The sequence below is a fragment of the Exiguobacterium sp. s123 genome (assembly GCF_018617075.1).
GTDB lineage: Bacteria > Bacillota > Bacilli > Exiguobacteriales > Exiguobacteriaceae > Exiguobacterium > Exiguobacterium profundum.
In genome coordinates, this window is sequence record NZ_JACSJL010000003.1 from 223,631 (window position 1) to 246,692 (window position 23,062).

Genomic DNA, 23,062 nt, shown 5'->3' on the forward strand with positions numbered 1-23,062 from the left:
GTAGAACCTTCTTCGTTTGATGCGACCTTAATCGAACAGGGCCACTATTTCATCATAGTCCACATTCGGCTCGGGGCGGAGGTCACCATTCTCAATGGCCTCTATCATCTGTTTTTCCTTTTCTTTCAATCGGATATATATCTTTTCATCCACCGTGTTTTGTTGGTCGGGTTGTCCTTCGAGCATCATATAATGATAGCGAGTGTATTGTCCTTGCGGGAGACCGAGGCGATGGATACGGTCCCTCGATTGAAGCATATGAGTCAGATTGAACGAATATTCAAGGTAGACCGCATCATGGCAAACATGGTGGAGGGAAACGGACTCGGCCAGTGTGTGGGGGTTCGTGACTATAACGTCGAACTCGTGATTCTGGAACGCCTTGATGAGCCGCTCCCGCTCCTCCTGCGGGGTACCTCCGTATATGACGGCCGAATTTATCCCTCGCGACATGAGCTCCTCATGTACCCTGTCGATTGTATGAACGAACATACACCAGACCACAGCGGTTTTGCCTTCCTCACGTAGTGTGGCGACAGTTTCGATGGCGCATCGGAATTTTCGGGTCTCGCGGACCGACATGAGCAAATTCACCTCTTCGGAATTCAACGTAACCTGTACTGGCGCTTCCTCGTCAAGGAGTGGGATAGAGTCCCTGTCTTCGCCGAACATTTCGACGATATCGATGTTGCGTAGGAGGAGCTCAGGTCTAGAACCCGCCTGAATCAGTCGAATATACAGACTGAAGGGATTACCACGATATTTTTGGTAGAGAAGATTGATAATTCTTTGCTCCGTGTCATCGGCGACAATCTTGTAAATTAGATCGGCATCTGCAGGTGGTACTCCGAGCTCTCGCTTGTTCGTTCGCCAAAAGAATGGTGCAAGTTTCCTGTTCACCTCCTGAACCTTCGTCTCGCTCGGTTCCTTCAACTCATGGGGTTTGAAATTGAAGAATGATTTATATTCCTCGCCATAAAGGATATTCAAGAAGTTGTAGATGTCTGCATACGTGTTCGGTATAGGCGTCCCGGTCAGGACAAATTTGTATCCTGCGTATGGCGCAATCGACTTGGCGGCTTTCGCGCGCACGCTACTTAATCCTTTAATCTTGTGCACCTCGTCATACACGAGCATTGTCTTCGAGTCAATAACATCCATGAGGACTCGCTCATACTTGCCGAGCGACTCATAGTTAATCAGGATTAGATTATAAAGATGCGCATCAGTTTTCAAGGAAAGCAGTGGAGCCACTGATTCATGAATGTCGAGCACTCTCATGTCCCGTTTCTCCCCAAAATTGGCCTTGAACTCATCTTTCCACGAGATGAAGGTATTTTTCGGTCCGATGACGACCAGCCGCTCCACCTTCTGTTGTTCCTCTGACGAGAGGAAGGCGTATGCCCCATAGACCATCGAGGTTTTCCCTGCACCTGGGACAGAGAAGTTGGCGGCCTTCTTCATCTCCACCATATAGAAGGCCGAACGCATCTGCATCTCTCGCAAGCTTCGGACAAGTTCACGGTCCACCACTTCAGCGAACGCCTCGAACTTCGTGCTCACCTTCTCGTCGAGTGACTTAAGCAGTCGCGCATACTCCGCTCGCTCCTCAATCATATACTCCTGATCACCTAGATGTTGGCGCAACTGTTCGGTCACGACGACCTCGAAGTCCCGGCGACCTCCGAGGCGCTCGAGATGACGGATGACCGTCTTGATTTCGACATAGGTCAGGTCGTCACGGAAATGCGGATACCCTTCGTTCTTACAGAACGGCACGAGCTTACTCGTGAACGTGCGCTCGTTCGGCCGTATCTTTCCTGGTTCAACACGATCATGGACGACGAGCACCCCTTTGTCGATTGTCAATACGAGCACGTCATCCAATAACATCTCCTTGTCCAAGATAATCCTCCCCCTGTCACGTCTCAAAATTTTTTTAAGTACCAGTTCCTCGAAGGACTTTACCCTAATGCCATAACCGCCCGATTTGTCCTCCCACAATGCATCAAACTCATCGATTGCCTTGTCTATCTTTTGTCTGTCAAAGTCCGAGCAGAGCCAGGAGCCTGTGACGTCGAACGACTCATAGTTGTGTTCGATAGCCGCCCTCGTCTCGTTGTTGGAACCCGTAAAATAGATGATGTTTCCCACGGCGTCCTCTACGAGCCCGAACTTAGAATGGAACAGCCCGGATTTGATGAACCCGACCCGTATGTCTGCATAACCGTTCGCGATGAGGTAGGCCAGATTCGCGAAGTTCATTTCATCTCGGAGCGACAGTCGTTCCCCGAGCCGGTCCAGCAGGTCCTGCTCCAGTGATTCCCTCATCTGATATCCCTTGTTAATATTATTGAAATCTTCCTCTGATATTTCCTCGGAGATGATGAGGCGCATGCGTCCACCGTTCTCAATCAGACCCTGGATGCCCCTCGCATAGTGTGAGAGCGCCTTCCCGCTGAAATACCCGCTCACGCGATTGTAAGAAATGGCCGCCGATAGGATAGGCTCATAGAAGTTACGCGCTATGTCCGTCTGACTCGTGTAGTAAGAGGGCTTCAAATCGATAAGATGAAAATCAGATTCATTTCTCATAGGTCGTTTAGGCTTCCTTTCATCCATATGACAAACTGGGTGACTTGACACAACTTTTCTTAAATTATTTCAAAGACAAATCGTATAATAAGTAAATCAAATTTCACAAATTACTCAAACTTCTCGACATTGATTTCTGTTCTCAATTTGATTTCCCTTCATTTTTAAACAAATGTTTAATCCTCATCTCACGTCTCACTAGGTATAGGGCAGAAAATCTATTCCGGTATTTTATGAGAAGTTTGTTCGGTCTATCATTTATTCCCGCATTGCAAAGTAAATAGTAGCCTCAATAACGTTTCTCGAACTCCAAATGTAATAATCTGCTCTTTCATATTCTTTTTACACTATCTGTATATTGTAGGTGGGATTGACTGATGGTCAAGAAATGATTACACAAGAGTTCGCGAACCTTATAGCCTTGTTTGCTCAAACAAAAAAGACTGTAGCTTCGTAATTTGTCTACAGTCTTTATTTATCATTTAAAGTTATTGTACGTCCCCAGCAACTGCATCTGTTTCACTTCATGCAACAAGCTCTGCTCATCCTCTTGTTCATGAATCTCCGCAATTCGATGGCCCATCCGCTCAATCAACCCGACGACGAGAGCATTCCCCATCGTGAAATATCGCTTGCGGTCTGTCATGGTCGCGGTCCATCCGTATGGGAAGCCATTCAATCCTTCACATTCTTCTGGACGCAAATAGCGCAATTTCTTCGTATGCGGATCTTCGATGACATGGCTTGAACGGTTGCACGTTCCTTCGCTCGTCAACATCGTTCTACCTGGAAGGTCTAGCGAATCCGGATAGGACATGCCTCCTTCAGCATAGACATAGACGTGACCGCTCGCAGAAGTACGTTCGATTTTTTTCGGCCCCTTCATGTAAGCCAATTCCTCTTTTTCCGTACGTCCAGATTTTTTAACCTTCTCTGTATCCAGATAATAGTGTTCCGGAGCAGGACCAAACTGCTCATAGACCTCTCGAACGACTTGACCGAGCGTCTTAGGTGTTTCGCGAACCGGGAGCGTCTCAAGCGTCGTCACTTGATCCCCCGTCATGACACCCGCATTTCGATAAGTCGCAGAGAATGTGTCCGAGATTTCAACGATGTCTTTCGGCAACTCGAACGTCGAACCTGGATGCTTCTCGCTCGTCATCTCCATGACCGGGAAAGTCGGTGCAAAGAATCCGTCTCTCAACAACCACTGCTCAGGGTTCGCTTTCCCCGCTCGGGTTGAATGCTTCAAATCTGCTCGCGTCGCAAAGATGAAGATGCGGCGGCGGCGTTGCGCAAACCCATAGTCTGCTGCATTGATAACCCGCCACTCGACCGTATATCCTTGATCGGCAAACGCACGAAGCATGACACTGAAATCACGCCCTCTTTGCTTCGCAGGTGACTTCATTAGGCGATCGACATTCTCGAGTAAGACGTAAGGCGGCTTCTCCTGCTCGATGATATTCATGATTTCCCAGAACAAGACACCCTTCTTCCCTTGAATCCCTTGCTCATTCTTTAAGCTACGCGACACACTGTAGTCTTGGCATGGGAAACCCCCCACGAGTAAATGGTGTGGTCCTGCTTCCATCCATGACAGCGCGATATCCTCGTTTACGTGTTGGCCACGTCCTTTAAAACGTTCAGCATAGCAATCAAAGGCCGGTTGTACCTTCGTCGCCGGCTCCCACTGATTGCCCCAAACCACATCGAATTTGTCAGATGTAGGCTCGGCATTCACATCTTTGATTCCTTCAAGCGCGATGCGGAAACCTCCTACACCGGCAAATAACTCAACTACTTTAATCAATGGGAACACCCTTTCGTATTTTCTATCTTAAATTTACGCTATTTTAGGTCCTATCACAACCGAACTAGCTCGATGAAATTAGTTTAACAGAAAAGGTGAATGGGATCAACAACTACGTTATACTTATCTTACATATGTAAAATTATAGGAGGTATTCGATTGCGTTACGAAACGATTCAAGAACTAATGGATAAGGCAAGAGAGGCCGAGGGAAAGACATTCGGCGAGATTGACACGACCGGACGGATTAAAAATGTTCGCTCCAAGGGGTCACTCGGTCACATTATTGAAGAGAGCCATTTCGGATACCCAATCAATTCAGATGCCCGCCCAGACTTTGAGGAACTTGGCATCGAGTTAAAGGTCACCCCTTTCAAGAAAAACAAAAATGGTACATATTCTTCGAAAGAACGACTCGTCTTGAATATGATTGATTACCATAGCGAGCATCGATACTCGTTTGAAACTTCAAGCTTTTTATCGAAAGCCACAAGTATGCTCATCATGCTCTATCAATATGAGCCCGAGATCCCAATGGATGACTATCGTATCTATAAGGCATTCTTAAACGAATTCTCGGAGGAAGATTTAGCCGTGATGCGACAAGACTGGGAAACAATCGTTACCAAAATCAAGAATGGAGAGGCTCATCTCATTTCGGAGGCAGATACGATGTATCTGTCCGCCTGTACAAAAGGGGCGAACGGTTCGATTGTGCGTACTCAACCCTTCTCAGATGAACCTGCCAAACCGCGTGCCTTCTCTTTGAAAGCATCCTATATGTCCGGATTGGTTCGTAAATATTTAACACCGGAACTAATGGAATCTATCGCGAACCAAGGTGAGTTAAACGAAATGTCTATCGAGGAACTTCTCGAAACCCGACTCTCACCACACTATGGCAAGACACTGATTGATTTATGTGAAGAAACGAAAGTTCCATATAACCCTAGAAACAAGGCGATGATTCCTCACGTCATGGCCAAACTGTTAGGAGTACAAAAGACAGACCTTTCCGGTATCGAAGAATTTGCGAAGGCAAACATCAAGTTCAAAACGGTCGCACGAGAACCCGACGGAAAGATTCGCGAACATATGTCGTTCGGCAAGATCGATTTTGAAAATTTATGCCAAAGTGACTGGGAAGATTCAGACCTATATGACACATTCGCAGAACAGAAATATCTTTTCTTAGAATTTCAATATGACGAAGAATACGTCCCGAAGAAAAAGCGAATCCCTCGTTTTGTAGGCATTCGACTTTGGAACATGCCACTCGAGACCATCGATGGCGAACTATATGAGATGTGGTCCGAGGCTCGAAAGGTCGTCAGAGAAGGGGTTGAGCTGATACCTATGAAAAATAGAGTAAAGAATAACCTGCCCGGGCCGAAATTCAACCAAGTCGCACATGTACGTTCAAAAGGTGCGGATGGAGATGACAAAGTCCGCCTCCCCGATGGACAATGGATCACAAAGCAGGCGTTTTGGTTAGATCGAAACTACATTCAGCAGATTCTAGACGCTTAACATGAGTATTTCTCCCCCTACAGTGGAATCTTCCTAGTAGAGGGAGGTGAGAGGTATGGCCAGAAACGTACCGAAAGCATCGAGTCCAGCCGTGTTCAAGACGATGAGCGGAAACCGTGGGAAAGATACGAAGATGGAAGTCAAAGTCAGAAAAGCGCTGTGGGAGGCCGGATATCGGTACCGCAAGAACAATCGCAAACTTTACGGGACGCCCGACATCTCGTTCCCGGGATTACGCGTCGTCGTATTTCTGGACTCTTGCTATTGGCACGGCTGTCCCCTCCACTTCAAATTGCCAAAGACGAATGCCGATTTTTGGCGTCAAAAGATTGGACGAAACATCGAACGCGATGCCGATGTCACACAACACTATGTCGAAGAAGGCTGGATCATCCTTCGATTTTGGGAACACCAGGTCAATGACGACTTCGATCATGTCATCTATACCATCACTCATTTCGTTGATATGGCCAAACAAAACCGACACATACTAAGTAGCTGAGGTCAAAAGTACATCAGTCTAAATCTTCATCGAACATCGGTTCATCATAGGTCTCGGCCGTGTCATCGACAAGTAGGTTCGCGTAGAATTCCTCTACGCGGCCTCTTTTTTCGCCTTTTTCATTTAAATATTCAACGATTTTGAATGTATCCGGTGCTTCAAGTCCGATAATAACAATCGGTACGGTGAGTTGCGTGTTTAATGGCTTCAAATGGTGCACATATTTCTCATACGTCCCAATGGCTCCATCAAAATTACCAGCTCGCTGTAATCGTTGAGTCGCACAGATGATTACTCCGATTCGGGTTTGAATCGCTTTTTCAACGTGATTCAGTTCGCTTGCGATGACCGGTTTCAATAAATTCCAAGCGATTGTACCTGCGTGGTTAAATCCGACCTCGAGTGAGATATTGTCTTTGGCGAAATCAAGACGCCACACATTCTCTGAATAGTAGCGGTCCTGAAAAATCGGACTTTCCTTTTCCCATCCACTTTTTAAAAATTCTAATCTGAACAGTTCATTCAAAGCTTTCGACAGGCTTTTGTTCTTTTTAGCGTATTTCTCATTAAATGTTTTGATGATGTCATCGTCGCTAATTGACTGAATGATGTCATGAATCTCTGACCAGATTTCCTTGAACTCTTCATCATTTTTCAATATCGTCTCACCGAATCGGTGGGAATGAACTCGATAATTCATAATAAATCCCCCGTCTGTAAATGATAATCACGAACAGAAAGACGAGAATAACGATACACTCCCCATTTTCCAATCGAGTTTGTGACTCATTTAATATTTTGTAAAGATACTACTTAAAGAAAGAAAATACATCATTATTGTAATCGTTTTCTTCATTGATATTAAGCTATTCATAAATAATCATTAGTTATTTCAACACATTTCAAAGCATGCAAACGCCTTGACAATTCCAGCTCGTTATATGAAGTTAGTATTACATTATAATTATTCTAGTCGAGATAGAAACGCTAGAGTAAAAAAACAAGGAGGACATAACCCATGTCATTAATCGGCAAAGAAGTACTACCATTCAAAGCACAAGCATTCCAAACAGGTGAATTCCTCGAAGTTACAGAGAACGACCTCAAAGGTAAATGGAGCGTTGTCTGCTTCTACCCAGCTGACTTCACATTCGTCTGCCCAACTGAACTTGAAGACCTTCAAAACGAGTACGCTACACTTAAAAACCTCGGTGTAGAAGTATACTCTGTCTCTACAGACACACACTTCACACATAAAGCTTGGCACGAAACATCTGAGAAAATCGGAAAAATCGAGTACATCATGATCGGTGACCCATCACACGTCATCTCACGCAACTTCGACGTCTTGAACGAAGAAGACGGCCTCGCAGACCGTGGTACGTTCATCATCGACCCAGACGGTGTCATCCAAACTGTCGAGATCAACGCTGGCGGCATCGGCCGTGACGCGAGCACGCTCGTCAACAAAGTCAAAGCAGCACAATACGTACGCAACAATCCAGGCGAAGTCTGCCCAGCGAAATGGGAAGAGGGTTCTGAAACACTCCGCCCAAGCCTTGACCTCGTCGGTAAATTGTAAGGAGCGATTGCATGTTAGAAGCAGCGATTAAACAACAGCTCGACCAATATCTTCAGCTCATGGAGGGCGATGTCGTCCTCCGTGTAAGCGCTGGGGAAGACAAAGTCTCAAACGAGATGCTCGAGCTCGTCAACGAACTCGCCAGCATGTCATCACGCATCTCGGTCGAACGCGCGACGCTCGAGCGTACACCGAGCTTCAGCGTGAATCGTCCATCCGAAGAGACAGGAATCGTCTTCGCGGGGATTCCACTCGGACATGAGTTCACATCACTCGTCCTCGCCCTCCTCCAAGTGAGCGGGCGCGCGCCGAAAGTCGATGCGGACACAATCAAACAGATCCAAAACATCGAAGGCACGTATCACTTCGAGTCATACATCAGCCTCAGCTGCCACAACTGTCCTGACGTCGTGCAAGCGCTAAACGTCATGAGCGTCCTTAACCCGAACATCACCCACACGATGATTGACGGAGCCGCGTTCAAGGATGAAGTGGAAGCAAAAGAAATCATGGCTGTCCCGACGGTCTTCTTGAACGGTGAATCGTTCGGTAACGGTCGGATGTCACTCGAAGAGATCTTGGCGAAACTCGGTACAGGTCCTGACGCCTCTGCATTCTCGGACAAAGACCCGTACGACGTCCTCGTCGTCGGTGGCGGTCCAGCTGGTGCGAGTGCAGCTGTATACGCGGCTCGTAAAGGAATCCGTACCGGAATCATCGCAGAGCGCTTCGGCGGCCAAGTGATGGACACAATGGGGATTGAGAACTTCATCGGTACTTCTTATACAGAAGGTCCAAAGCTTGTCGCCAGTCTAGAAGAGCACGTCAAAGAGTACGGCATCGATGTCATGAACCTTCAACGCGCGAAGCGTCTGGAGAAAAAGGACCTCGTCGAGATCGAACTCGAGAACGGTGCTGTCTTGAAGAGTAAGAGTGTCATCCTCTCGACAGGTGCACGCTGGCGTAACGTCAACGTCCCAGGTGAGGCGGAGTTCAAAAACAAAGGGGTCGCTTACTGCCCGCACTGTGACGGTCCTCTCTTCGAAGGGAAACGTGTCGCGGTCATCGGTGGCGGTAACTCTGGGATCGAAGCGGCCATCGACCTCGCAGGAATCGTCAAGCACGTAACGGTCCTCGAGTTCGCTCCTGAACTTAAAGCTGACCAAGTGCTACAAGATCGTCTTCACAGCCTCCCGAACGTGACTGTCATCACGAACGCTCAGACGACAGAAATCACGGGTACGGACAAAGTGAACGGCATCTCGTATGTGTCTCGTGAGACGAACGAGTCACATCATGTCGAACTTGAAGGCGTCTTCGTTCAAATCGGTCTCGTCCCGAACACGGACTGGCTCGACTCGGTCGAACGCAACAACTTCGGGGAAATCGTCGTCGACCGTCATGGCGCGACGAACGTCCCAGGTGTGTTCGCGGCAGGAGACTGCACGAACAGCGCCTACAAACAAATCATCATCTCGATGGGTTCTGGTGCGACAGCCGCACTCGGCGCCTTCGACTACATGATCCGCAACTAACACAAAGACTCGCCCTCTATCATGAGAGCGAGTCTTTTTTATAGTTCAAACGTCTTCCCCGAGTCCGGGATGAATAAAATCGAGTCTCCGCTCTCCGTTTCAAACCGATAGCCCACTCGAGGAGAGAATGGATTCCATTCTCCTCCGGTCGTCGGAACGCTCTCCATGTACTCCACGTCATTGTACGTTTTGCTCAACGTCTCTTCTGCCTCAGCTAACGAGTAGCTCGGAATCGAGAGCAAAATCGCCACCCCTACACTCATCACTCCGACCGACACCGCCCACGGAGTCGATGTCGGCTTTCGAAACTGTGCCAAGACTAGCAGCATGATGATCCAGCCAATCGGTACCCCAAACGTCGCCGCATTCCCATACCATTGTGCATTGATCGTCAATAAACTGGCGATCACCACACCGCCAACCATCCACCACCACTTCATCAACATCACCTCCTCTTTATTATCCCAAAATCAGGAAATGACTCAACGTTTTTTATTCACATTGATGTATGATAACTTATAGTGTATGATATATAGTATAAAGATAAACGAATGAAGGAGGCGAAAAAATGTCTGATGTAAAAGCCTCGTTGGTGACGGAGTTGCGGCGCGGCACGTTGACGATTGCGGTGCTCAGTCAGTTGAAGACACCCCAATACGGCTATTCTCTCGTTCAAGCACTGCTAGATGCCGATATCAACATTGATCAAAGTACGCTTTACCCGCTCTTGCGTCGACTGGAAAAACAAGGACTCGTCACGAGTTCCTGGGACACGACGGAGAGTCGACCTCGCAAGTACTATGTGCTCAGCCCAGACGGAATGGATATTTTGAATGAGTTGTACGTGGAATGGATGAACATGTCGAAAACATTGACCCGTCTAATTGAAGGAGGAAACGATCATGAATCTTCGTGATGTGTATATCGATGAAGTCACCTCTCGAATCCCAGAGTCGATGCGGCAAGACGTCGCACTCGAATTGGAATCGACCATTGATGACATGACTGGAAATGACTCGTCTGAAGCGGCTTTATTTGAAGCATTGCGCCAACTCGGCGACCCTCAAATCCTCGCTGCTCGCTACGCGAACCGACCACTTTATCTCATCGGTCCTGCTCTCTTCACACAGTACGTGAACATCATTAAAATCGTCTTACCGATTGCCGTCACGGTTGTCACCATTCTCTCGATCATCGGTTATTTGACCAATCCCATCGACGACACGTCTTGGAGTCAATTCTTGATTCAAGCATTCCTTCAAACTGGTGCGGCTATCTTCAATGTCGTCGTTCAGACGCTATTCTGGATCACCCTCACGTTCTTCATCATTGAACGTGCTGTACCTGAGGGTGAAGTGCCTTTCTCTAGTTGGAAACCTGAGCAACTCAAGAAGGTAAAACCACGTTCGACCTCGATTTATTTTGGTTCGATTTTGTTTGACTTTATCGCCACCGTTCTGATGGTCGTATTGTATGTCAACGCCGAGCAGTTGATTCGTGTTGTCACAGATAGTGAATCCTATCCGCTACTCAATGCGTCGGTCTTGGATCAATTCTTCCCGTTTGTCATCGCCCTGGCCGCCTTTGGGATCGCCATCGCCATTTACAAATGGATGGTTCGACATTGGACAAAGCCGCTCGCCTTATGGAACGCGCTCTTCAATATCGTATGGATTGTCGTCACAGCGCTCATTATGCTGCAACCCGATCTAATTTCGACCGAAGCGCTCCCGTTGATTGCTGAGCAAATCAACGCCGACCTTGAAACAATCAGTCGTTGGGGCGTCTGGAGTGTCTTACTCACCATCATCATCGTGTGTATTCTCGATTTAGCAGAAGGTTTGATCAAAGCGTTTCGACGTTGACCTCACATTCAAACGTTTCATTTCCAAGGAAAGTGGAATAGCGGAGAAGAGAACGGATTTTGAATGGGGAGGCATTTGATGGGTATTCCAACAATCAAGCTACATGACGGTTATGAGATTCCGGCCATCGGACTCGGGACGGTTTATTTGAAAGGTGAAGCAGGGGTCGACGCCATCACATGCGCCATCCGGAACGGATATCGACTCATCGATTCGGCGATTCGCTACGATAATGAAGGCACGGTTGGTGAAGCGGTTCGCCAATCCGGCATCCCGCGTGAACAACTTTTCTTAACATCGAAACTGCGCGCGCAATATTATGACTACGATCAGGCGCTCGAGATGATTCGAGAGTCCCTATATCGAGCGAACCTCGACTATTGGGATTTGTTCCTCTTGCATTGGCCAAACCCGAAACAAGACAAGTACGTCGAGGCATGGCGTGCGTTGATTCAAGCGAAGAAAAACGGATGGATCCGCTCTATTGGGGTATCGAACTTCATGCCGGAGCACCTAGACCGCTTGATTGAAGAAACGGGAGAAACACCGGTCATTAACCAAATCGAGTTACACCCGTACTTCTCGCAAGTCGAACAGCGGCAAGCTGATAAAGAACGCGGCATCATCACAGAAGCGTGGAGCCCACTCAGTCGCGCCCGCACGGTCATCCATGACGAGAAGATCACCGAGCTCGCCAAACAAAAAGGAAAGAGCGTGTCTCAAGTCATCTTGCGTTGGCACGTGCAGCTTGGTGTCATTCCGCTCGCCCGCTCGTCTAGCGAGTTGCACCAAAAAGAGAATCTCGACGTCTTCAACTTCGAATTGACCGAGGAAGAGATGGAGACGCTCAATGCGTTGACGAAACCGGATGGTCGCATCGATGACCAAGACCCGCGAGAATACGAAGAGTACTAAAAAAGATTGAGCCTAGATGGCTCAATCTTTTTTGTTTAAAACGCCGGAATGGCCGTTTCATCATAGTTCTCTTGCAAGAACGCACGGACTTCGTCACTTGTGAGCGCTTCGCCGAGTTTTTGGATCGCTTCGTCATCCTTGTTGTCTTCACGTGCGACAAGCGTGATGGCGAAATCATTCTCGACGCCTTCTGTTAAGAGTGCGTCACTCTTCGGTGTCAAACCGAGCGGTGCAGCGTAAGCCGGTGTCATCAAGACCGCATCGACATCATCGTACGCGCGCGCGAGCATCAATAAGTCGACTTCTTCAAATTTGAAGTTTTTCGGGTTCGATGTGATATCGGCCTGTGTATAGTACGTGCCTTCTTTCTCTCTGAGCTCGATCACATCATGTTGTGCGAGCAGGGAGAGCGAACGGTCGATGTTCGATACGTCGTTGGCGATGGCGATTGTCGCGCCTTCCGGAATGTCTTCCATCTTGTCATAGTTTTTTGCGTATACACCATAGTTTGCGAAATAAATCGGTTCGATTGGAACGAGATTCGCATCGTTGCTGCGGTTGAACTCTTCCATGTACGGAACGTGTTGGAAGAAGTTCGCATCAACTTCTTTTGCCGCAAGTGCCGAGTTCGGCTGGACGTTGTCTCCGAGGACGACGATTTCGAGTTCGATGTTCTCTTCTGCGAGCTGTTCTTTCGCAATTTCAAGCATATCTGTCATAGGTGGGATGAGTGACGCGACTTTCAATGTCTGTGGTTCGTTCGCTTGTTCCGTTTGTGTTTCTGTATCGTTCCCACATGCTGCGAGGACGAGTGTGAGTGAGGCAAGAAGAGCCATCAATTTTTTCATATTCATTTCCTACTTTCTATTTAGCGTTTGTCGATGATGCGTGCCACGGTCGTGCCCGTGAATTGAATCAACTGTACGAAGACGAGCATGATGAGAATCATATAGAGCATGAGTTCTGTCTGAAATTGTTGATATCCATAACGGATGGCAAAGTCACCGATGCCACCACCCCCGACGACTCCCATAATCGTCGAGTATGAGATAAAACTGATGATGGATGTAGTCAATCCGAGGACAAGACCGGACCGGGCTTCCACATATAGAAATTTAAAGATGATATCTTTAACCGTTGCGCCCATCGAGAGTGCCGCTTCGATGACCCCGCGTGGGACATCAATCAACGACTGTTCGACGAGGCGCGCATAATGTGCAATGGCAATGATGGAGAGCGGCACTGTCGCTGCTGCTGTTCCGATGGCCGTCCCGATAATAAGCCGTGTAAATGGAATCAAAAACACGACGAGTAACAAGAACGGGAAAGACCGGACGATGTTAACGACCAGATTGAGGACGGAGAAGACGATTTGATTCTCTAACAATTGTCCTTTACGCGAAAGGTAAAGCCACGTGCCTAATGGCAATCCGACTAGAATAGCGGCGAGAATCGATACCCCGACCATAATGAACGTCTCGGCAATGGACTGCCAAATCTCTGATTGATAGCGGACCAAGATTTCAGACATTCGCTTCACCTTCCTCTCGCAACTGTTCGACGAACCAACTTGGATTCTGATCGATGGCGACCACCCCTGTCGGCCCCCTCTCAATCGTCTCATGAACGGATCCGTCTGCCATGACGGTGACGCGATGACAGATTTGACGGATGACATCCATCTCATGCGTGACGAGAACGACGGTGACACCGAGTTGTTCATTGACCGACTCGAGGACACGCAGCACTTCTGCCGTCGTATTCGGGTCGAGAGAAGAGGTTGGTTCATCGCAGAGGAGTACGCTCGGTTCGCTCGCGAGTGCCCTTGCGATCGCGACACGTTGCTTCTGTCCCCCACTCAACTGGGAAGGATATTTATCGCGATACGCTTCGAGTCCAACGAACCGGAGACATTCCATCACGCGTGTCTCCCATGATGATTTCGGCCGTTTGGCAAGCTTCAGTGAATCGAGGACGTTATCAAAGACGTTCTTATTCGCAACAAGATTAAATTGTTGAAAAATCATACCGATTCGATGTCGCTTCTTGCGTAGTTCCCGGTTGGAGAGTTCGGTCAACTGGTCGCCATCGACCGTGACGCTCCCAGCATCCGGTTTCTCCAACAAATTCATCAATCGAAGAAGCGTCGACTTCCCGGCACCGCTCGCGCCGATGATGCCGTAAATCTCCCCTTTTCGAATATGAAGCGATACATCGCGGACGGCCATCTCTTGTCCATAACGCTTATGGACGGACGACAATGTGATCATGGCGGACATCCTTTCTACATCTCGTGAGTGAGTCAACCGTTTATCATTTTATCGAAGTAAAGAGTCGATGTCAGTTCATGTGCTCACATGAAAAGAACCCCCCTGCGGTTCAGAGTGGATGTCTTTTGAAATGTTCAGCAATGTGTCGTTTCATGGCGTCTCGATTTTCGGCGAAGATGCGATGGCGATGACCGTTCCCACCAGACGGATGTGGAAACCCACTCACTACGCGATCTTGATCCAAGAGCCCTCGCTCAACCAATAACTCCACGGCTCGCCTCACGTTCACACCCATCGGTAAGATGAGCGCATCTTGAAGATGGGCCATCTCTTCTGCAAAGACTCCTTCTACGTATGGTCGAAACAGCTCCGTTCGAATCATATCCGGGCTCGATCCGTTATAGTTCTTGCCTTTATAGAAAACAGGATAAGGAAGAACCGCTGTATTTTGAACGAGATGGTTCGCTGATCCAAACAAATCGAGGGAGGATTCGATCCCTAGATGATGATGTAACTCCAAATCGTCCAGCATCGTCACTAAGTTCTTTCGAATCGGACCGGAAAAACTGCCACGCTGTTTGACGGCTCGAAGCGCCTCTTCGTCTGTCACATCCTTCATGTCACGAATCGCCTCAAACGACTGACGCATCTGATACAAGCCTGGCGTGATTCCCGCGATGACGACTTTCGCATCCGGATTGATGTATTCGAACGGTGCGTAATAGATCTCAAGTTGTTTCTTTTCATCACGGTCTAACAAAAAGTCTTCATTTTTCAACGTCTCTTCTTCTAAATTTGATAGCTGCAAAATCTTTGATTTATATGCGTGAAATAACGCTGTTCGTGTCATATAAATAACACTCCTTTCGTCTACTTTCTCTATCTCTATTCCCCTAAATCTTTGTGTGAGAAAAGTTCATCTTTCAGACAAATGCTATTCAAAAATAAAACACTTTTATTCCGTTCTTTCCATTATAAACAGGCGAAGCGCTCGTCGATGTCGAGTATTGTGGCGTGTGTCACACAGACCTTCACGTCGCCGCGGGTGACTTCGGTGATGTCCAAAGACGTGTGCTCGGTCATGAAGGGATTGGGATCATATCTCAAATCGCAGACGATGTTACGAGTTTGAAAGTTGGAGATCGCGTCAGTATCGCATGGTCATCGACTTCAAAAATAAACACTGCTAATCAAAACGGGGCTATGTGCCTCGTTTTGTTCTAGATTGACGTTGACGGGGTATAGTTGCTTTTGTATAGTTAGGAACGTCTAAAAGCCGGAAATGAAAGAGGAGTGACTTGATTTGACTCCATCAACGTCAACCCGTCTACTTGATTTATTGTCAGAGCGCAATGATCAAGTTCGACGTATGAGTGAACAATCTTGGAATGAACAAAGTGATATCCAACTCTCGAACTCGGAATGGTATATTCTCGCGACACTTTATCAGTCGAAAAGAACGATTGCCGAGGTCACGCGCAGTGTCCATATTTCTCGACAAGCGATTCATAAACTGATCAAGAACCTCGAAAGTAAAGCGCTCGTTCTCGTGACAGACCATCCGCAAAATCGAAAAGACAAATGTATCGAGTTGACCTCGCTCGGTCATACGTGTTATGAGCAAAACGAGACGCTCAAAGCGCAACTTGAGCAACGGATCCAAGAAAGCATCGGCCAAGAGGCGTTTGAACAACTGAAAACCATTCTACGCGTGGATTGGAAACTATGACCGTGTCAGCTTGATGGTGATACGGTTTTTCATATGCATACATGACCCAAAACGTCAACCGAGTTGACATTTCATCTTCTGAATGACTATGCTTATAGGTAAGGAAGAGGTGATCGACTTGTTTAAAACTGGAGACTTAATCATCTACTCGACCCATGGCGTATGTCGCATCGACGACATTTCGGACAAAACGGTTGCAGGAGAGACGAAATCGTACTATACGCTTCACCCCATCAACAACTCACAAAAGTTGCAGATCAGCATTCCTGTCGATAATGACAACGTGATGATGTTGACGTTACTGGAAGCAGACGAGGCATCAGAGATTTTAGAGTCGTTCCGCTCGCCTGGCGTGGAATGGAATCCACATTCCAACAATCGCAATCGTGAATTTTTGAATGTCGTGCATTCAGGAAACCGTCACGAGATTGCCCAAGTGGTCAATACATTGAGCCGTCGACAAATCGAGGCACTTCAAGCGAACAAAAAGCTATACGAACAAGATCGTAAAATTTTAGAGAATGCCAAAACGATTTTGGTGAAAGAGCTCTCCCTTGCTCTCGAGCGTTCAGAGAGCGACATCGAGCGCACAATTGGCGAGTACTTACATGAAAGCATGGCGACACTCACACCTTGACCCTTCCATTTGGAAGTGGTCTTTTTATTTTGCTACAATCATATACTTATTTTGACAGTTATCGGGTATCCTAATACAAACAAATCAACTGATATAGGGAGGATGTTAGGATGCAACTGCACTCTAGTACGACCCATGTCACCGACACGCACGTTGTTCGGGCAATCGAAAACAATCTGGCTATCATTCGCTTTGATGAACATCGTCGCGTCGCCTACGTCAACGAGATTTTTGCCAAAACGATGGGCTACGAAGTCAAGGAACTGATGGGACGCCCCCATCGTGATCTTTGCTTGCCCGAGTTTGCGAACAGTCCCCAATACGACCTATTTTGGCGTAAACTCATGCAAGGATTGAGTTATCACGACAAGATTGAACGACGTGCCGCCGATGGTCATAGTGTCTGGCTAGAAGCGACCTACATGCCAATCTTCGATGACGCCAATCAGAACGTCATCGGCGTTTCAAAGATTGCGGCCGATATCACGTCACGGCAACAAGACGTACTCCACATGGCGAATGATCTTCAAGAGACATCTGAATACTTATCCGCCCAGTCCCAAATCGGGAAACAAGACGGAGAACACGTCCTCGAGAACGTCAAACTGATTGAACAAGAGTCGACTCAAAACCTAGAGCACCTAAAAGCGCTCCAGCAAGAGGCGAAGACGATCACGGATATTGTCCGAACGATTCGCGAAATCGCTGCCCAAACCAATCTCCTCGCACTCAATGCCGCAATCGAGGCGGCACGCGCAGGTGAGCATGGACGTGGCTTCAATGTCGTCGCGACAGAGGTCCGCAATCTTTCGAACAAAGTTTCGCTTTCTATCACTGAAGTGAATAACAACATCGAGGGCATCGTCAAACGCATCGATGACGTGTCGAGGAGCATCGGACGCATCTCTCATAAAGTCAAAGATAGCTCCGGACAACTCGAACAGACGGTCTGTGAGTTTGAAAAACTGGCGGATTCGGCCGCCACACTCGAACAGCAGGCCAAGACCTTCTTACGGATGGTCTAAATGTGCTAAAACCGTTCACTACAAGCAAAGACGATGTGTCTTGCTTCGGGTGAACGGTTTTTGTCATCTCTCGTTAAATTGGGTTAATACATCCTCTCTTAACTGTTGAAACGCATTTCCCTTCCATCCATAGTACTTCAAGTGCTTCGTGCAAAACACGACGCCTGTCGCACCACTAGGATAGTTGATTGGAATAGGACCCAAGTCAATCCAGTCTCTGAGCCGATAAGACCGATTGTAAACCGATGATTGTATCATCTCGTTGGCGATTAACCATTTCATCAAATCACGTGTCGCATCCAGACTATGCACGATGACGACAGCTGGAGTATGTTCACGCATTAATTTGTGAAACCATTCTTGACCGCTTTGTTTAATAGAAGGATGAATTGCTTTTAGTTTTTTTGCTGTTGGCGTCGCATACGCATTGATATTCGTCTCTAACACTTCAATCGCTTCATTCGACTGCGTTTCTAACTGATTAACCAGTTGATTCAATCCAATCCTTGTCTTTGAAAAAGGTCGCTTCCCCTTTTCTATGTTCTTCTGCTGAATGAATGTTAGAAACGATTCCCGGTCCATTATTAAATCAATGTATCGATCGACATCATGATCCACATCTGTTTTCAAAATCGAAGAGGCCGGATTAATGCCTACAATGAAAACATTGGGGTTCGACGTTTTGCATTTACTGACAAACGGTCGTAAGTATTCATTCGTAGTGCCCCTCTCAACAAACTCTTTCAATCCGATTCGATTCATGAGACACCGCTCCCTATTCATCTTCAATTTGGAGTGACTCTGCCGACGCCGTATTCGTAATTTTGTGATAGTGCTCAAATTCGTCTGTCACTTCCTCTAGATATTCAGGACCGACGAATAACACGTTTGTTCCCTTCTCGACTAGTACGAGAGGGTATCCTTGAAATGTGACCGCATCAATCACATCCTGTACGTTCGACAGAATCAATGTGTCCTGTGTAGGATGAAACAATCTCACTTCGTGGAGGTCGAGCCATTGCAACACACGTTTGAGTTCCCATTCTCCATCTAACGCTATGGAGACGAGGATATAGTGATCGTTCTGACGCATCAGCACAGCAAAACAATCAGCGAGTTGAATCGACTCTGTCTTCAATTCCATGGCATACTCCTCATAGTTCGGAATGACACAATACTCAAAGTGATCATCGTATGTTCGCAGATGACGTAAATAACGCGCATATTTTTTCTGCTCCCAGTGACTCAATTTAATCGGCTTGATGAGCCATCACCTCTTTTCCATATTCCTATTTCTGTAAATACCCACTTTTTTGGTTCCCTCCCACAGAATTCAAAGAAAAGACGAGCATACGATTGTATACTCGTCTTGAATCTATTAATTGTGAACCATGTCCTTTTCCTCTAAACCGAGCGTGACCGCCGTCGATTCGTGAATCGTCTTGAATAAATCCGGATGTTCCGACAGCTTCAAGCCATACGACGGGACCATCTCTTTGATTTTCGGTTCCCACTCCGGTAAGTATTGCGGGAAGCACTGCTCGAGCACTTTCAACATGACGTGCACGGCCGTCGATGCGCCTGGAGAAGCACCGAGAAGTGCCGCGACCGACCCATCTTCGGCACTGACGACTTCCGTTCCGAATTGAAGTGTTCCTTTTCCTTGCGGTGTATCTTTGATGACCTGCACACGTTGCCCCGCCACGACGATTTCCCAATCTTCATTCTTGGCATTCGGGATGAATTCACGGAGTTCATCCATCCGTTTGTCGTGAGACAAGAGTACCTGCTCGATCAAGTATTTCGTAAGTGGCATCTCTTTCGCCCCTGCGGCAAGCATCGTGATGACGTTGTTCGGCTTGACCGAACGAATCAAATCCAAGTTCGATCCTGTTTTTAAGAATTTCGGTGTGAAGCCGGCGAACGGTCCAAACAGCAACTCTTTGCGTCCATCGATAAAACGAGTGTCGAGATGCGGGACCGACATCGGTGGTGCCCCGACCTTCGCTTTACCATACACTTTGGCGTGATGTTGCTCGATGACCTCGCGATTTTTACAAACGAGGAAGAGACCGCTGACTGGGAATCCTCCGATTTGTTTCGATTCCGGAATCCCTGTCTTTTGTAAGAGCGGCAAACTGCCACCACCGCCTCCGATAAAGAGAAACGGTGCCGTATGCGTCTCAATCGTGTTCTGAGACATGTCTTTTATTTTCACTTCCCAATGACCGTTCTCGAGGCGCTTCACGTCCTCGACGCTATGGCCATAGTTGACTTCGACCCCGTTCGATGTGAGATGGTCAAACAACATACGTGTCAATGCGCCAAAGTTCACGTCTGTCCCTGAGTCGATTTTCGTCGCAGCAATCGGTTCATCCGGTGTCCGTCCGTCCATGATGAGCGGGATCCATTCCTGTAATTGACTCGGATCGTCCGATAAGACCATCCCTTCAAACAACGGATTCGTTGTGAGCGCTTCCAAACGGCGTTTCAAGAAATCGACGTTCTTCTCCCCTTGGACCATGCTCATATGTGGGATTGAACGAATAAAGGCTCCTGGATTCTCAATCAGTCCTTGCTTGACGAGGTGCGCCCAAAACTGGCGCGAGATTTGGAACTGCTCGTTGACGTTGACCGCTTTGGAGATGTCAATCGTCCCGTCTGCGTTCTCTGTTGTATAGTTTAATTCGCAAAGTGCGGCATGTCCCGTACCTGCGTTATTCCATTCGTTTGAACTTTCTTCCCCTGCTGCATCGAGCTTTTCGAACACTTTGATGTTCCACTCCGGTACGAGCTCTTTAAAGAGTGAACCGAGCGTTGCGCTCATAATCCCTGCCCCAATCAAAATGACGTCTGTTCTCGTTTGCGTACTGCTCATGAAAACCCCATCCTTATCCCCTGAATTTTTTGTCATACGATTGAAGAATCCCCATTCCTCAATCGTATATTTTATAATCGTTATACCGATTATAACTCTTTTGTGATGAATGATAAGGGTTATGTATGATTTTTTGTGCTGAAACTTTTTATGAAAATGGGATGATCCCATCAAATGAAGGAGGTGTTCTTTTGAGACGTGGTTTACGTTTTACAATACCCAATCAATATGGGCAATTTCTACAAACAATCTTAAGTCCAATCCCTCTTGATCGATACCAATGGAAAGTGGTTGATGAGGAATCGTACATTGTGAAAGATGGGCAACTGGATTGCCTATTGTTTTCGGATTCAACCGTAATCGATGGTCGTCAATTCGCTGAACTGCTCACGCAACATGAACATTATTTGATTTTTGTTGATATCAAGGCGTTCCAACCGAATATGTCCTCGGAAATCGTAACGTATGAAGACTTTTTACATAGTACCTGTGAATTCGCTCTATTGGTGATCGACAGTCAAGACGTCACAATCTACTGTAAAGACCAAGAGATGCTCAATTCCCTCTACGAGAATGCTTCTTTGCATGGATTCGAGGAGATCACCTACATCACAAGTCATAATGACTCGATGACACGCTTGTCTTGCTGGTAATCGAGCGTTTTGAAAAGGAGAATCCAGATGCCCACACTCTATTTGATTCGCCACTGCTCAGCCGCGGGCCAAGAACCTGACGCCCCGCTCACGGAAGCGGGGCATGAACAAGCGCACCTGCTCCGTGATTTCTTTCATGAAATCCCGATTGATCAAATCATCTCAAGCGATTATACCCGTGCAGTCGCTTCGGTCACGCCACTCGCCGATGCTCATCACCTCTCGATTGAACGTGAACCGTTACTGAGAGAACGCATCCTATCTCACGAACCGCTCGAAGACTGGCTGACCCCATTACGTCAGTCGTTCAGCGACCCGACGTTCAAGTTGCCTGGTGCCGAATCGGCTGAGGAGGCGACGCAGCGCATCCTACAAGTCGTCGAGCACGCCAAAGCTCCGCATGCTTCGACCCTATTAGTGACACACGGCAATCTGCTCGCACTCTTATTGCAACATCTCGACCCGCAATATGACTTTGAGACATGGCGTAAGATGCGTAACCCAGATGTCTATCGTCTCGATTATCACGACAGCACACCGGTCATCGAGCATATTTGGCCAAACAAATAAGCCGTCTCGCGATGAGACGGCTTTTGTCACTTCTCTACGAAAAACATCGAGATGGCACCAAGCCCGACATGTGTCCCGACCGAGACACCCATCTGCATGAGGTAAATCTCGCCGGCAAAATCGGTTTCGGTTTCGAGCTTCGCTTTTAAGTTCTCCGCAATCCGTTGGTCCGATGTGTACCCGATGATCACGAAATTCGTGATGTCCGGGTTGACGCGTTTCACGAACTCGTCCGTATAATGCTTCAGCACTTTACGGGTGCCTCGTTCCTTGGCAACAATGGCACCTTTCCCGTTCTTCATACTCATGATGGGTTTTACCATCAGTAGTTTTCCGATAATGGCACTCGCGTTTGAGAGCCGTCCGCTCTTGATCAAATGGTCGAGGTCATCTACGGATAAGAAGTGTTTTACTTTTGTCTTGTACGTCTCATTGAAATCAACGAGCTCTTCGAACGTCGAACCGGCTTCACGCATCTGTGCGCTCTTCAGCAACAGCCAGCCGCTACCGTGACTCATCGAACGAGAGTCGACGACATAGATTTTGACAGGTGAGTCAGGATGCGCTTCTTCAAAGTACTCTTTTCCGATGACCGCCGATTGATACGAGCCGCTCGTCCCGCTCGACATACAGATACATAAAATCTCCTCATGGCCGGCAGCGACCGCATCTTCCATCAATTTCAAGAACGTCGCCGGGCTCGGCATCGCCGTCGTCGGGAATTCCGGGAGCGCTTCCAACATTCCGTAAAAATCATCCGGCTGGATATCCACCCGGTCCTGGTAAGACATATTGTTCATGGTGATGATCAACGGCGCGACCCCGATGTTGTACCGTTCAAGCACTTCATCCGATAAGTCACACGTTGAATCTGCTAATAATTTAATCATGCATTCCTCCAAAACTTTCTCCATAAGTGACGGGAATCATCCTATAACTTCGTCGATTCCGACGTCACGATAG

24 protein-coding genes and 1 pseudogene are annotated in these 23,062 nt (G+C 47.6%); 13 read left to right on the top strand and 12 right to left on the bottom strand.

Annotated features, from left to right (window positions below; genetic code table 11):
- Positions 1-27 precede the first annotated feature (27 nt).
- The gene (locus tag KNO72_RS07635; RefSeq protein ID WP_214757650.1) at positions 28-2,595 is read right to left on the bottom strand and encodes an SNF2-related protein; all 2,568 of its coding nucleotides are present in this window, start codon (positions 2,593-2,595) and stop codon (positions 28-30) included.
- 478 nt (positions 2,596-3,073) lie between these two features.
- The gene (gene dcm, locus KNO72_RS07640; protein WP_214757652.1) at positions 3,074-4,408 is read right to left on the bottom strand and encodes a DNA (cytosine-5-)-methyltransferase; all 1,335 of its coding nucleotides are present in this window, start codon (positions 4,406-4,408) and stop codon (positions 3,074-3,076) included.
- A 159-nt stretch (positions 4,409-4,567) separates the two neighbouring features.
- Here dcm and KNO72_RS07645 point away from each other — a divergent pair, with 159 nt between their 5' ends.
- Together KNO72_RS07645 and KNO72_RS07650 are read left to right on the top strand one after the other, a co-directional pair.
- Positions 4,568-5,938: a Sau3AI family type II restriction endonuclease gene (locus tag KNO72_RS07645; protein WP_214757654.1), complete on the top strand. Its 1,371-nt coding sequence runs from the start codon at positions 4,568-4,570 to the stop codon at positions 5,936-5,938.
- A gap of 55 nt (positions 5,939-5,993) precedes the next feature.
- Entirely contained in the window at positions 5,994-6,440 is a 447-nt protein-coding gene (locus KNO72_RS07650) for a very short patch repair endonuclease (protein ID WP_214757656.1), read from the top strand.
- Positions 6,441-6,453: 13 nt separating this feature from the next.
- Here the strand turns inward: KNO72_RS07650 and KNO72_RS07655 are convergent, their stop codons facing one another.
- On the bottom strand, positions 6,454-7,140 hold the full coding sequence (locus KNO72_RS07655; protein ID WP_214757658.1) for a BglII/BstYI family type II restriction endonuclease: 687 nt from the start codon (positions 7,138-7,140) through the stop codon (positions 6,454-6,456).
- 318 nt (positions 7,141-7,458) lie between these two features.
- Between KNO72_RS07655 and ahpC the strand changes: the two genes are divergently transcribed.
- Entirely contained in the window at positions 7,459-8,022 is a 564-nt protein-coding gene (ahpC, locus tag KNO72_RS07660; RefSeq protein WP_015880295.1) for an alkyl hydroperoxide reductase subunit C, read from the top strand.
- Positions 8,023-8,033: 11 nt separating this feature from the next.
- Positions 8,034-9,557: an alkyl hydroperoxide reductase subunit F gene (gene ahpF, locus KNO72_RS07665; RefSeq protein ID WP_214757660.1), complete on the top strand. Its 1,524-nt coding sequence runs from the start codon at positions 8,034-8,036 to the stop codon at positions 9,555-9,557.
- Between the two features lie 38 nt (positions 9,558-9,595).
- Here ahpF and KNO72_RS07670 read toward each other — a convergent pair whose 3' ends face one another.
- Positions 9,596-9,997 (bottom strand): hypothetical protein, encoded by a 402-nt coding sequence (locus KNO72_RS07670; protein WP_214684970.1) that lies wholly within the window; start codon positions 9,995-9,997, stop codon positions 9,596-9,598.
- A 128-nt stretch (positions 9,998-10,125) separates the two neighbouring features.
- On the opposite strand from KNO72_RS07670, the gene KNO72_RS07675 reads away from it, so the two are divergent.
- The 3 genes from KNO72_RS07675 (at position 10,126) to KNO72_RS07685 (ending at position 12,337) form a co-directional block, all read left to right on the top strand.
- On the top strand, positions 10,126-10,473 hold the full coding sequence (locus KNO72_RS07675) for a PadR family transcriptional regulator (RefSeq protein ID WP_015880292.1): 348 nt from the start codon (positions 10,126-10,128) through the stop codon (positions 10,471-10,473).
- A complete protein-coding gene (locus tag KNO72_RS07680; RefSeq protein ID WP_214757662.1) occupies positions 10,460-11,422 on the top strand; it encodes an HAAS signaling domain-containing protein in 963 nt (320 codons plus the stop codon). Before KNO72_RS07675 ends, KNO72_RS07680 begins: the two co-directional genes overlap by 14 nt.
- 78 nt (positions 11,423-11,500) lie before the next feature.
- The gene (locus tag KNO72_RS07685; protein WP_214757664.1) at positions 11,501-12,337 is read left to right on the top strand and encodes an aldo/keto reductase; all 837 of its coding nucleotides are present in this window, start codon (positions 11,501-11,503) and stop codon (positions 12,335-12,337) included.
- A 35-nt stretch (positions 12,338-12,372) separates the two neighbouring features.
- Here the strand turns inward: KNO72_RS07685 and KNO72_RS07690 are convergent, their stop codons facing one another.
- The 4 genes from KNO72_RS07690 to KNO72_RS07705 all read right to left on the bottom strand — a co-directional run bounded on the left by KNO72_RS07690 (position 12,373) and on the right by KNO72_RS07705 (position 15,457).
- Positions 12,373-13,185 carry a MetQ/NlpA family ABC transporter substrate-binding protein gene (locus tag KNO72_RS07690; RefSeq protein ID WP_214757666.1) on the bottom strand — a complete coding sequence of 271 codons (813 nt, stop codon included), beginning with the start codon at positions 13,183-13,185 and terminating at the stop codon, positions 12,373-12,375.
- Between the two features lie 20 nt (positions 13,186-13,205).
- A complete protein-coding gene (locus KNO72_RS07695; RefSeq protein ID WP_214757668.1) occupies positions 13,206-13,868 on the bottom strand; it encodes a methionine ABC transporter permease in 663 nt (220 codons plus the stop codon).
- On the bottom strand, positions 13,861-14,607 hold the full coding sequence (locus KNO72_RS07700) for a methionine ABC transporter ATP-binding protein (RefSeq protein WP_214757670.1): 747 nt from the start codon (positions 14,605-14,607) through the stop codon (positions 13,861-13,863). The genes KNO72_RS07695 and KNO72_RS07700 overlap by 8 nt, the downstream gene beginning before the upstream one ends.
- A 109-nt stretch (positions 14,608-14,716) precedes the next feature.
- On the bottom strand, positions 14,717-15,457 hold the full coding sequence (locus KNO72_RS07705) for a hypothetical protein (RefSeq protein ID WP_214757672.1): 741 nt from the start codon (positions 15,455-15,457) through the stop codon (positions 14,717-14,719).
- Positions 15,458-15,585: 128 nt separating this feature from the next.
- On the opposite strand from KNO72_RS07705, the pseudogene KNO72_RS07710 reads away from it, so the two are divergent.
- From KNO72_RS07710 to KNO72_RS15815, 4 genes and pseudogenes are all read left to right on the top strand, one after another.
- Positions 15,586-15,768 (top strand): annotated as a pseudogene (locus KNO72_RS07710) (alcohol dehydrogenase catalytic domain-containing protein); the annotation flags it as partial.
- A gap of 142 nt (positions 15,769-15,910) precedes the next feature.
- Complete coding sequence (locus KNO72_RS07715; RefSeq protein ID WP_078145998.1) at positions 15,911-16,336, top strand: MarR family winged helix-turn-helix transcriptional regulator; 426 nt, start codon at positions 15,911-15,913, stop codon at positions 16,334-16,336.
- Positions 16,337-16,445: 109 nt separating this feature from the next.
- Positions 16,446-16,973, top strand: coding sequence for a CarD family transcriptional regulator (locus KNO72_RS07720; RefSeq protein WP_143180210.1), 528 nt, complete (start codon positions 16,446-16,448; stop codon positions 16,971-16,973).
- Between the two features lie 110 nt (positions 16,974-17,083).
- A complete protein-coding gene (locus KNO72_RS15815; protein ID WP_214757674.1) occupies positions 17,084-17,998 on the top strand; it encodes a methyl-accepting chemotaxis protein in 915 nt (304 codons plus the stop codon).
- 63 nt (positions 17,999-18,061) lie between these two features.
- Here the strand turns inward: KNO72_RS15815 and KNO72_RS07730 are convergent, their stop codons facing one another.
- The 3 genes from KNO72_RS07730 to KNO72_RS07740 form a co-directional block, all read right to left on the bottom strand.
- The gene (locus tag KNO72_RS07730; RefSeq protein WP_214689007.1) at positions 18,062-18,760 is read right to left on the bottom strand and encodes a hypothetical protein; all 699 of its coding nucleotides are present in this window, start codon (positions 18,758-18,760) and stop codon (positions 18,062-18,064) included.
- Between the two features lie 13 nt (positions 18,761-18,773).
- On the bottom strand, positions 18,774-19,142 hold the full coding sequence (locus KNO72_RS07735) for a hypothetical protein (protein WP_214684953.1): 369 nt from the start codon (positions 19,140-19,142) through the stop codon (positions 18,774-18,776).
- A 234-nt stretch (positions 19,143-19,376) separates the two neighbouring features.
- On the bottom strand, positions 19,377-20,876 hold the full coding sequence (locus KNO72_RS07740; RefSeq protein ID WP_214684952.1) for a malate:quinone oxidoreductase: 1,500 nt from the start codon (positions 20,874-20,876) through the stop codon (positions 19,377-19,379).
- Between the two features lie 191 nt (positions 20,877-21,067).
- Here KNO72_RS07740 and KNO72_RS07745 point away from each other — a divergent pair, with 191 nt between their 5' ends.
- Both KNO72_RS07745 and KNO72_RS07750 read left to right on the top strand, forming a co-directional pair.
- Positions 21,068-21,529: a DUF2691 family protein gene (locus tag KNO72_RS07745; protein ID WP_214757676.1), complete on the top strand. Its 462-nt coding sequence runs from the start codon at positions 21,068-21,070 to the stop codon at positions 21,527-21,529.
- Positions 21,530-21,556: 27 nt separating this feature from the next.
- Entirely contained in the window at positions 21,557-22,099 is a 543-nt protein-coding gene (locus KNO72_RS07750; protein WP_214757678.1) for a histidine phosphatase family protein, read from the top strand.
- A 26-nt stretch (positions 22,100-22,125) separates the two neighbouring features.
- Here KNO72_RS07750 and KNO72_RS07755 read toward each other — a convergent pair whose 3' ends face one another.
- Positions 22,126-22,989 carry a DegV family protein gene (locus KNO72_RS07755; RefSeq protein WP_214684946.1) on the bottom strand — a complete coding sequence of 288 codons (864 nt, stop codon included), beginning with the start codon at positions 22,987-22,989 and terminating at the stop codon, positions 22,126-22,128.
- Between the last annotated feature and the right edge of the window lie 73 nt (positions 22,990-23,062).

Excerpts from the sequence above, each read along its gene's own strand:
- KNO72_RS07635 (WP_214757650.1), bottom strand. The coding sequence starts at position 2,595 with ATGAGAAATGAATCTGATTTTCATCTTATCGATTTGAAGCCCTCTTAC.
- KNO72_RS07650 (WP_214757656.1), top strand. The coding sequence starts at position 5,994 with ATGGCCAGAAACGTACCGAAAGCATCGAGTCCAGCCGTGTTCAAGACG.
- KNO72_RS07655 (WP_214757658.1), bottom strand. The coding sequence starts at position 7,140 with ATGAATTATCGAGTTCATTCCCACCGATTCGGTGAGACGATATTGAAA.
- ahpC (WP_015880295.1), top strand. The coding sequence starts at position 7,459 with ATGTCATTAATCGGCAAAGAAGTACTACCATTCAAAGCACAAGCATTC.
- ahpF (WP_214757660.1), top strand. The coding sequence starts at position 8,034 with ATGTTAGAAGCAGCGATTAAACAACAGCTCGACCAATATCTTCAGCTC.
- KNO72_RS07670 (WP_214684970.1), bottom strand. The coding sequence starts at position 9,997 with ATGAAGTGGTGGTGGATGGTTGGCGGTGTGGTGATCGCCAGTTTATTG.
- KNO72_RS07675 (WP_015880292.1), top strand. The coding sequence starts at position 10,126 with ATGTCTGATGTAAAAGCCTCGTTGGTGACGGAGTTGCGGCGCGGCACG.
- KNO72_RS07680 (WP_214757662.1), top strand. The coding sequence starts at position 10,460 with ATGAATCTTCGTGATGTGTATATCGATGAAGTCACCTCTCGAATCCCA.
- KNO72_RS07685 (WP_214757664.1), top strand. The coding sequence starts at position 11,501 with ATGGGTATTCCAACAATCAAGCTACATGACGGTTATGAGATTCCGGCC.
- KNO72_RS07690 (WP_214757666.1), bottom strand. The coding sequence starts at position 13,185 with ATGAAAAAATTGATGGCTCTTCTTGCCTCACTCACACTCGTCCTCGCA.
- KNO72_RS07695 (WP_214757668.1), bottom strand. The coding sequence starts at position 13,868 with ATGTCTGAAATCTTGGTCCGCTATCAATCAGAGATTTGGCAGTCCATT.
- KNO72_RS07700 (WP_214757670.1), bottom strand. The coding sequence starts at position 14,607 with ATGATCACATTGTCGTCCGTCCATAAGCGTTATGGACAAGAGATGGCC.
- KNO72_RS07705 (WP_214757672.1), bottom strand. The coding sequence starts at position 15,457 with ATGACACGAACAGCGTTATTTCACGCATATAAATCAAAGATTTTGCAG.
- KNO72_RS15815 (WP_214757674.1), top strand. The coding sequence starts at position 17,084 with ATGCAACTGCACTCTAGTACGACCCATGTCACCGACACGCACGTTGTT.
- KNO72_RS07730 (WP_214689007.1), bottom strand. The coding sequence starts at position 18,760 with ATGAATCGAATCGGATTGAAAGAGTTTGTTGAGAGGGGCACTACGAAT.
- KNO72_RS07735 (WP_214684953.1), bottom strand. The coding sequence starts at position 19,142 with ATGGAATTGAAGACAGAGTCGATTCAACTCGCTGATTGTTTTGCTGTG.
- KNO72_RS07740 (WP_214684952.1), bottom strand. The coding sequence starts at position 20,876 with ATGAGCAGTACGCAAACGAGAACAGACGTCATTTTGATTGGGGCAGGG.
- KNO72_RS07750 (WP_214757678.1), top strand. The coding sequence starts at position 21,557 with ATGCCCACACTCTATTTGATTCGCCACTGCTCAGCCGCGGGCCAAGAA.
- KNO72_RS07755 (WP_214684946.1), bottom strand. The coding sequence starts at position 22,989 with ATGATTAAATTATTAGCAGATTCAACGTGTGACTTATCGGATGAAGTG.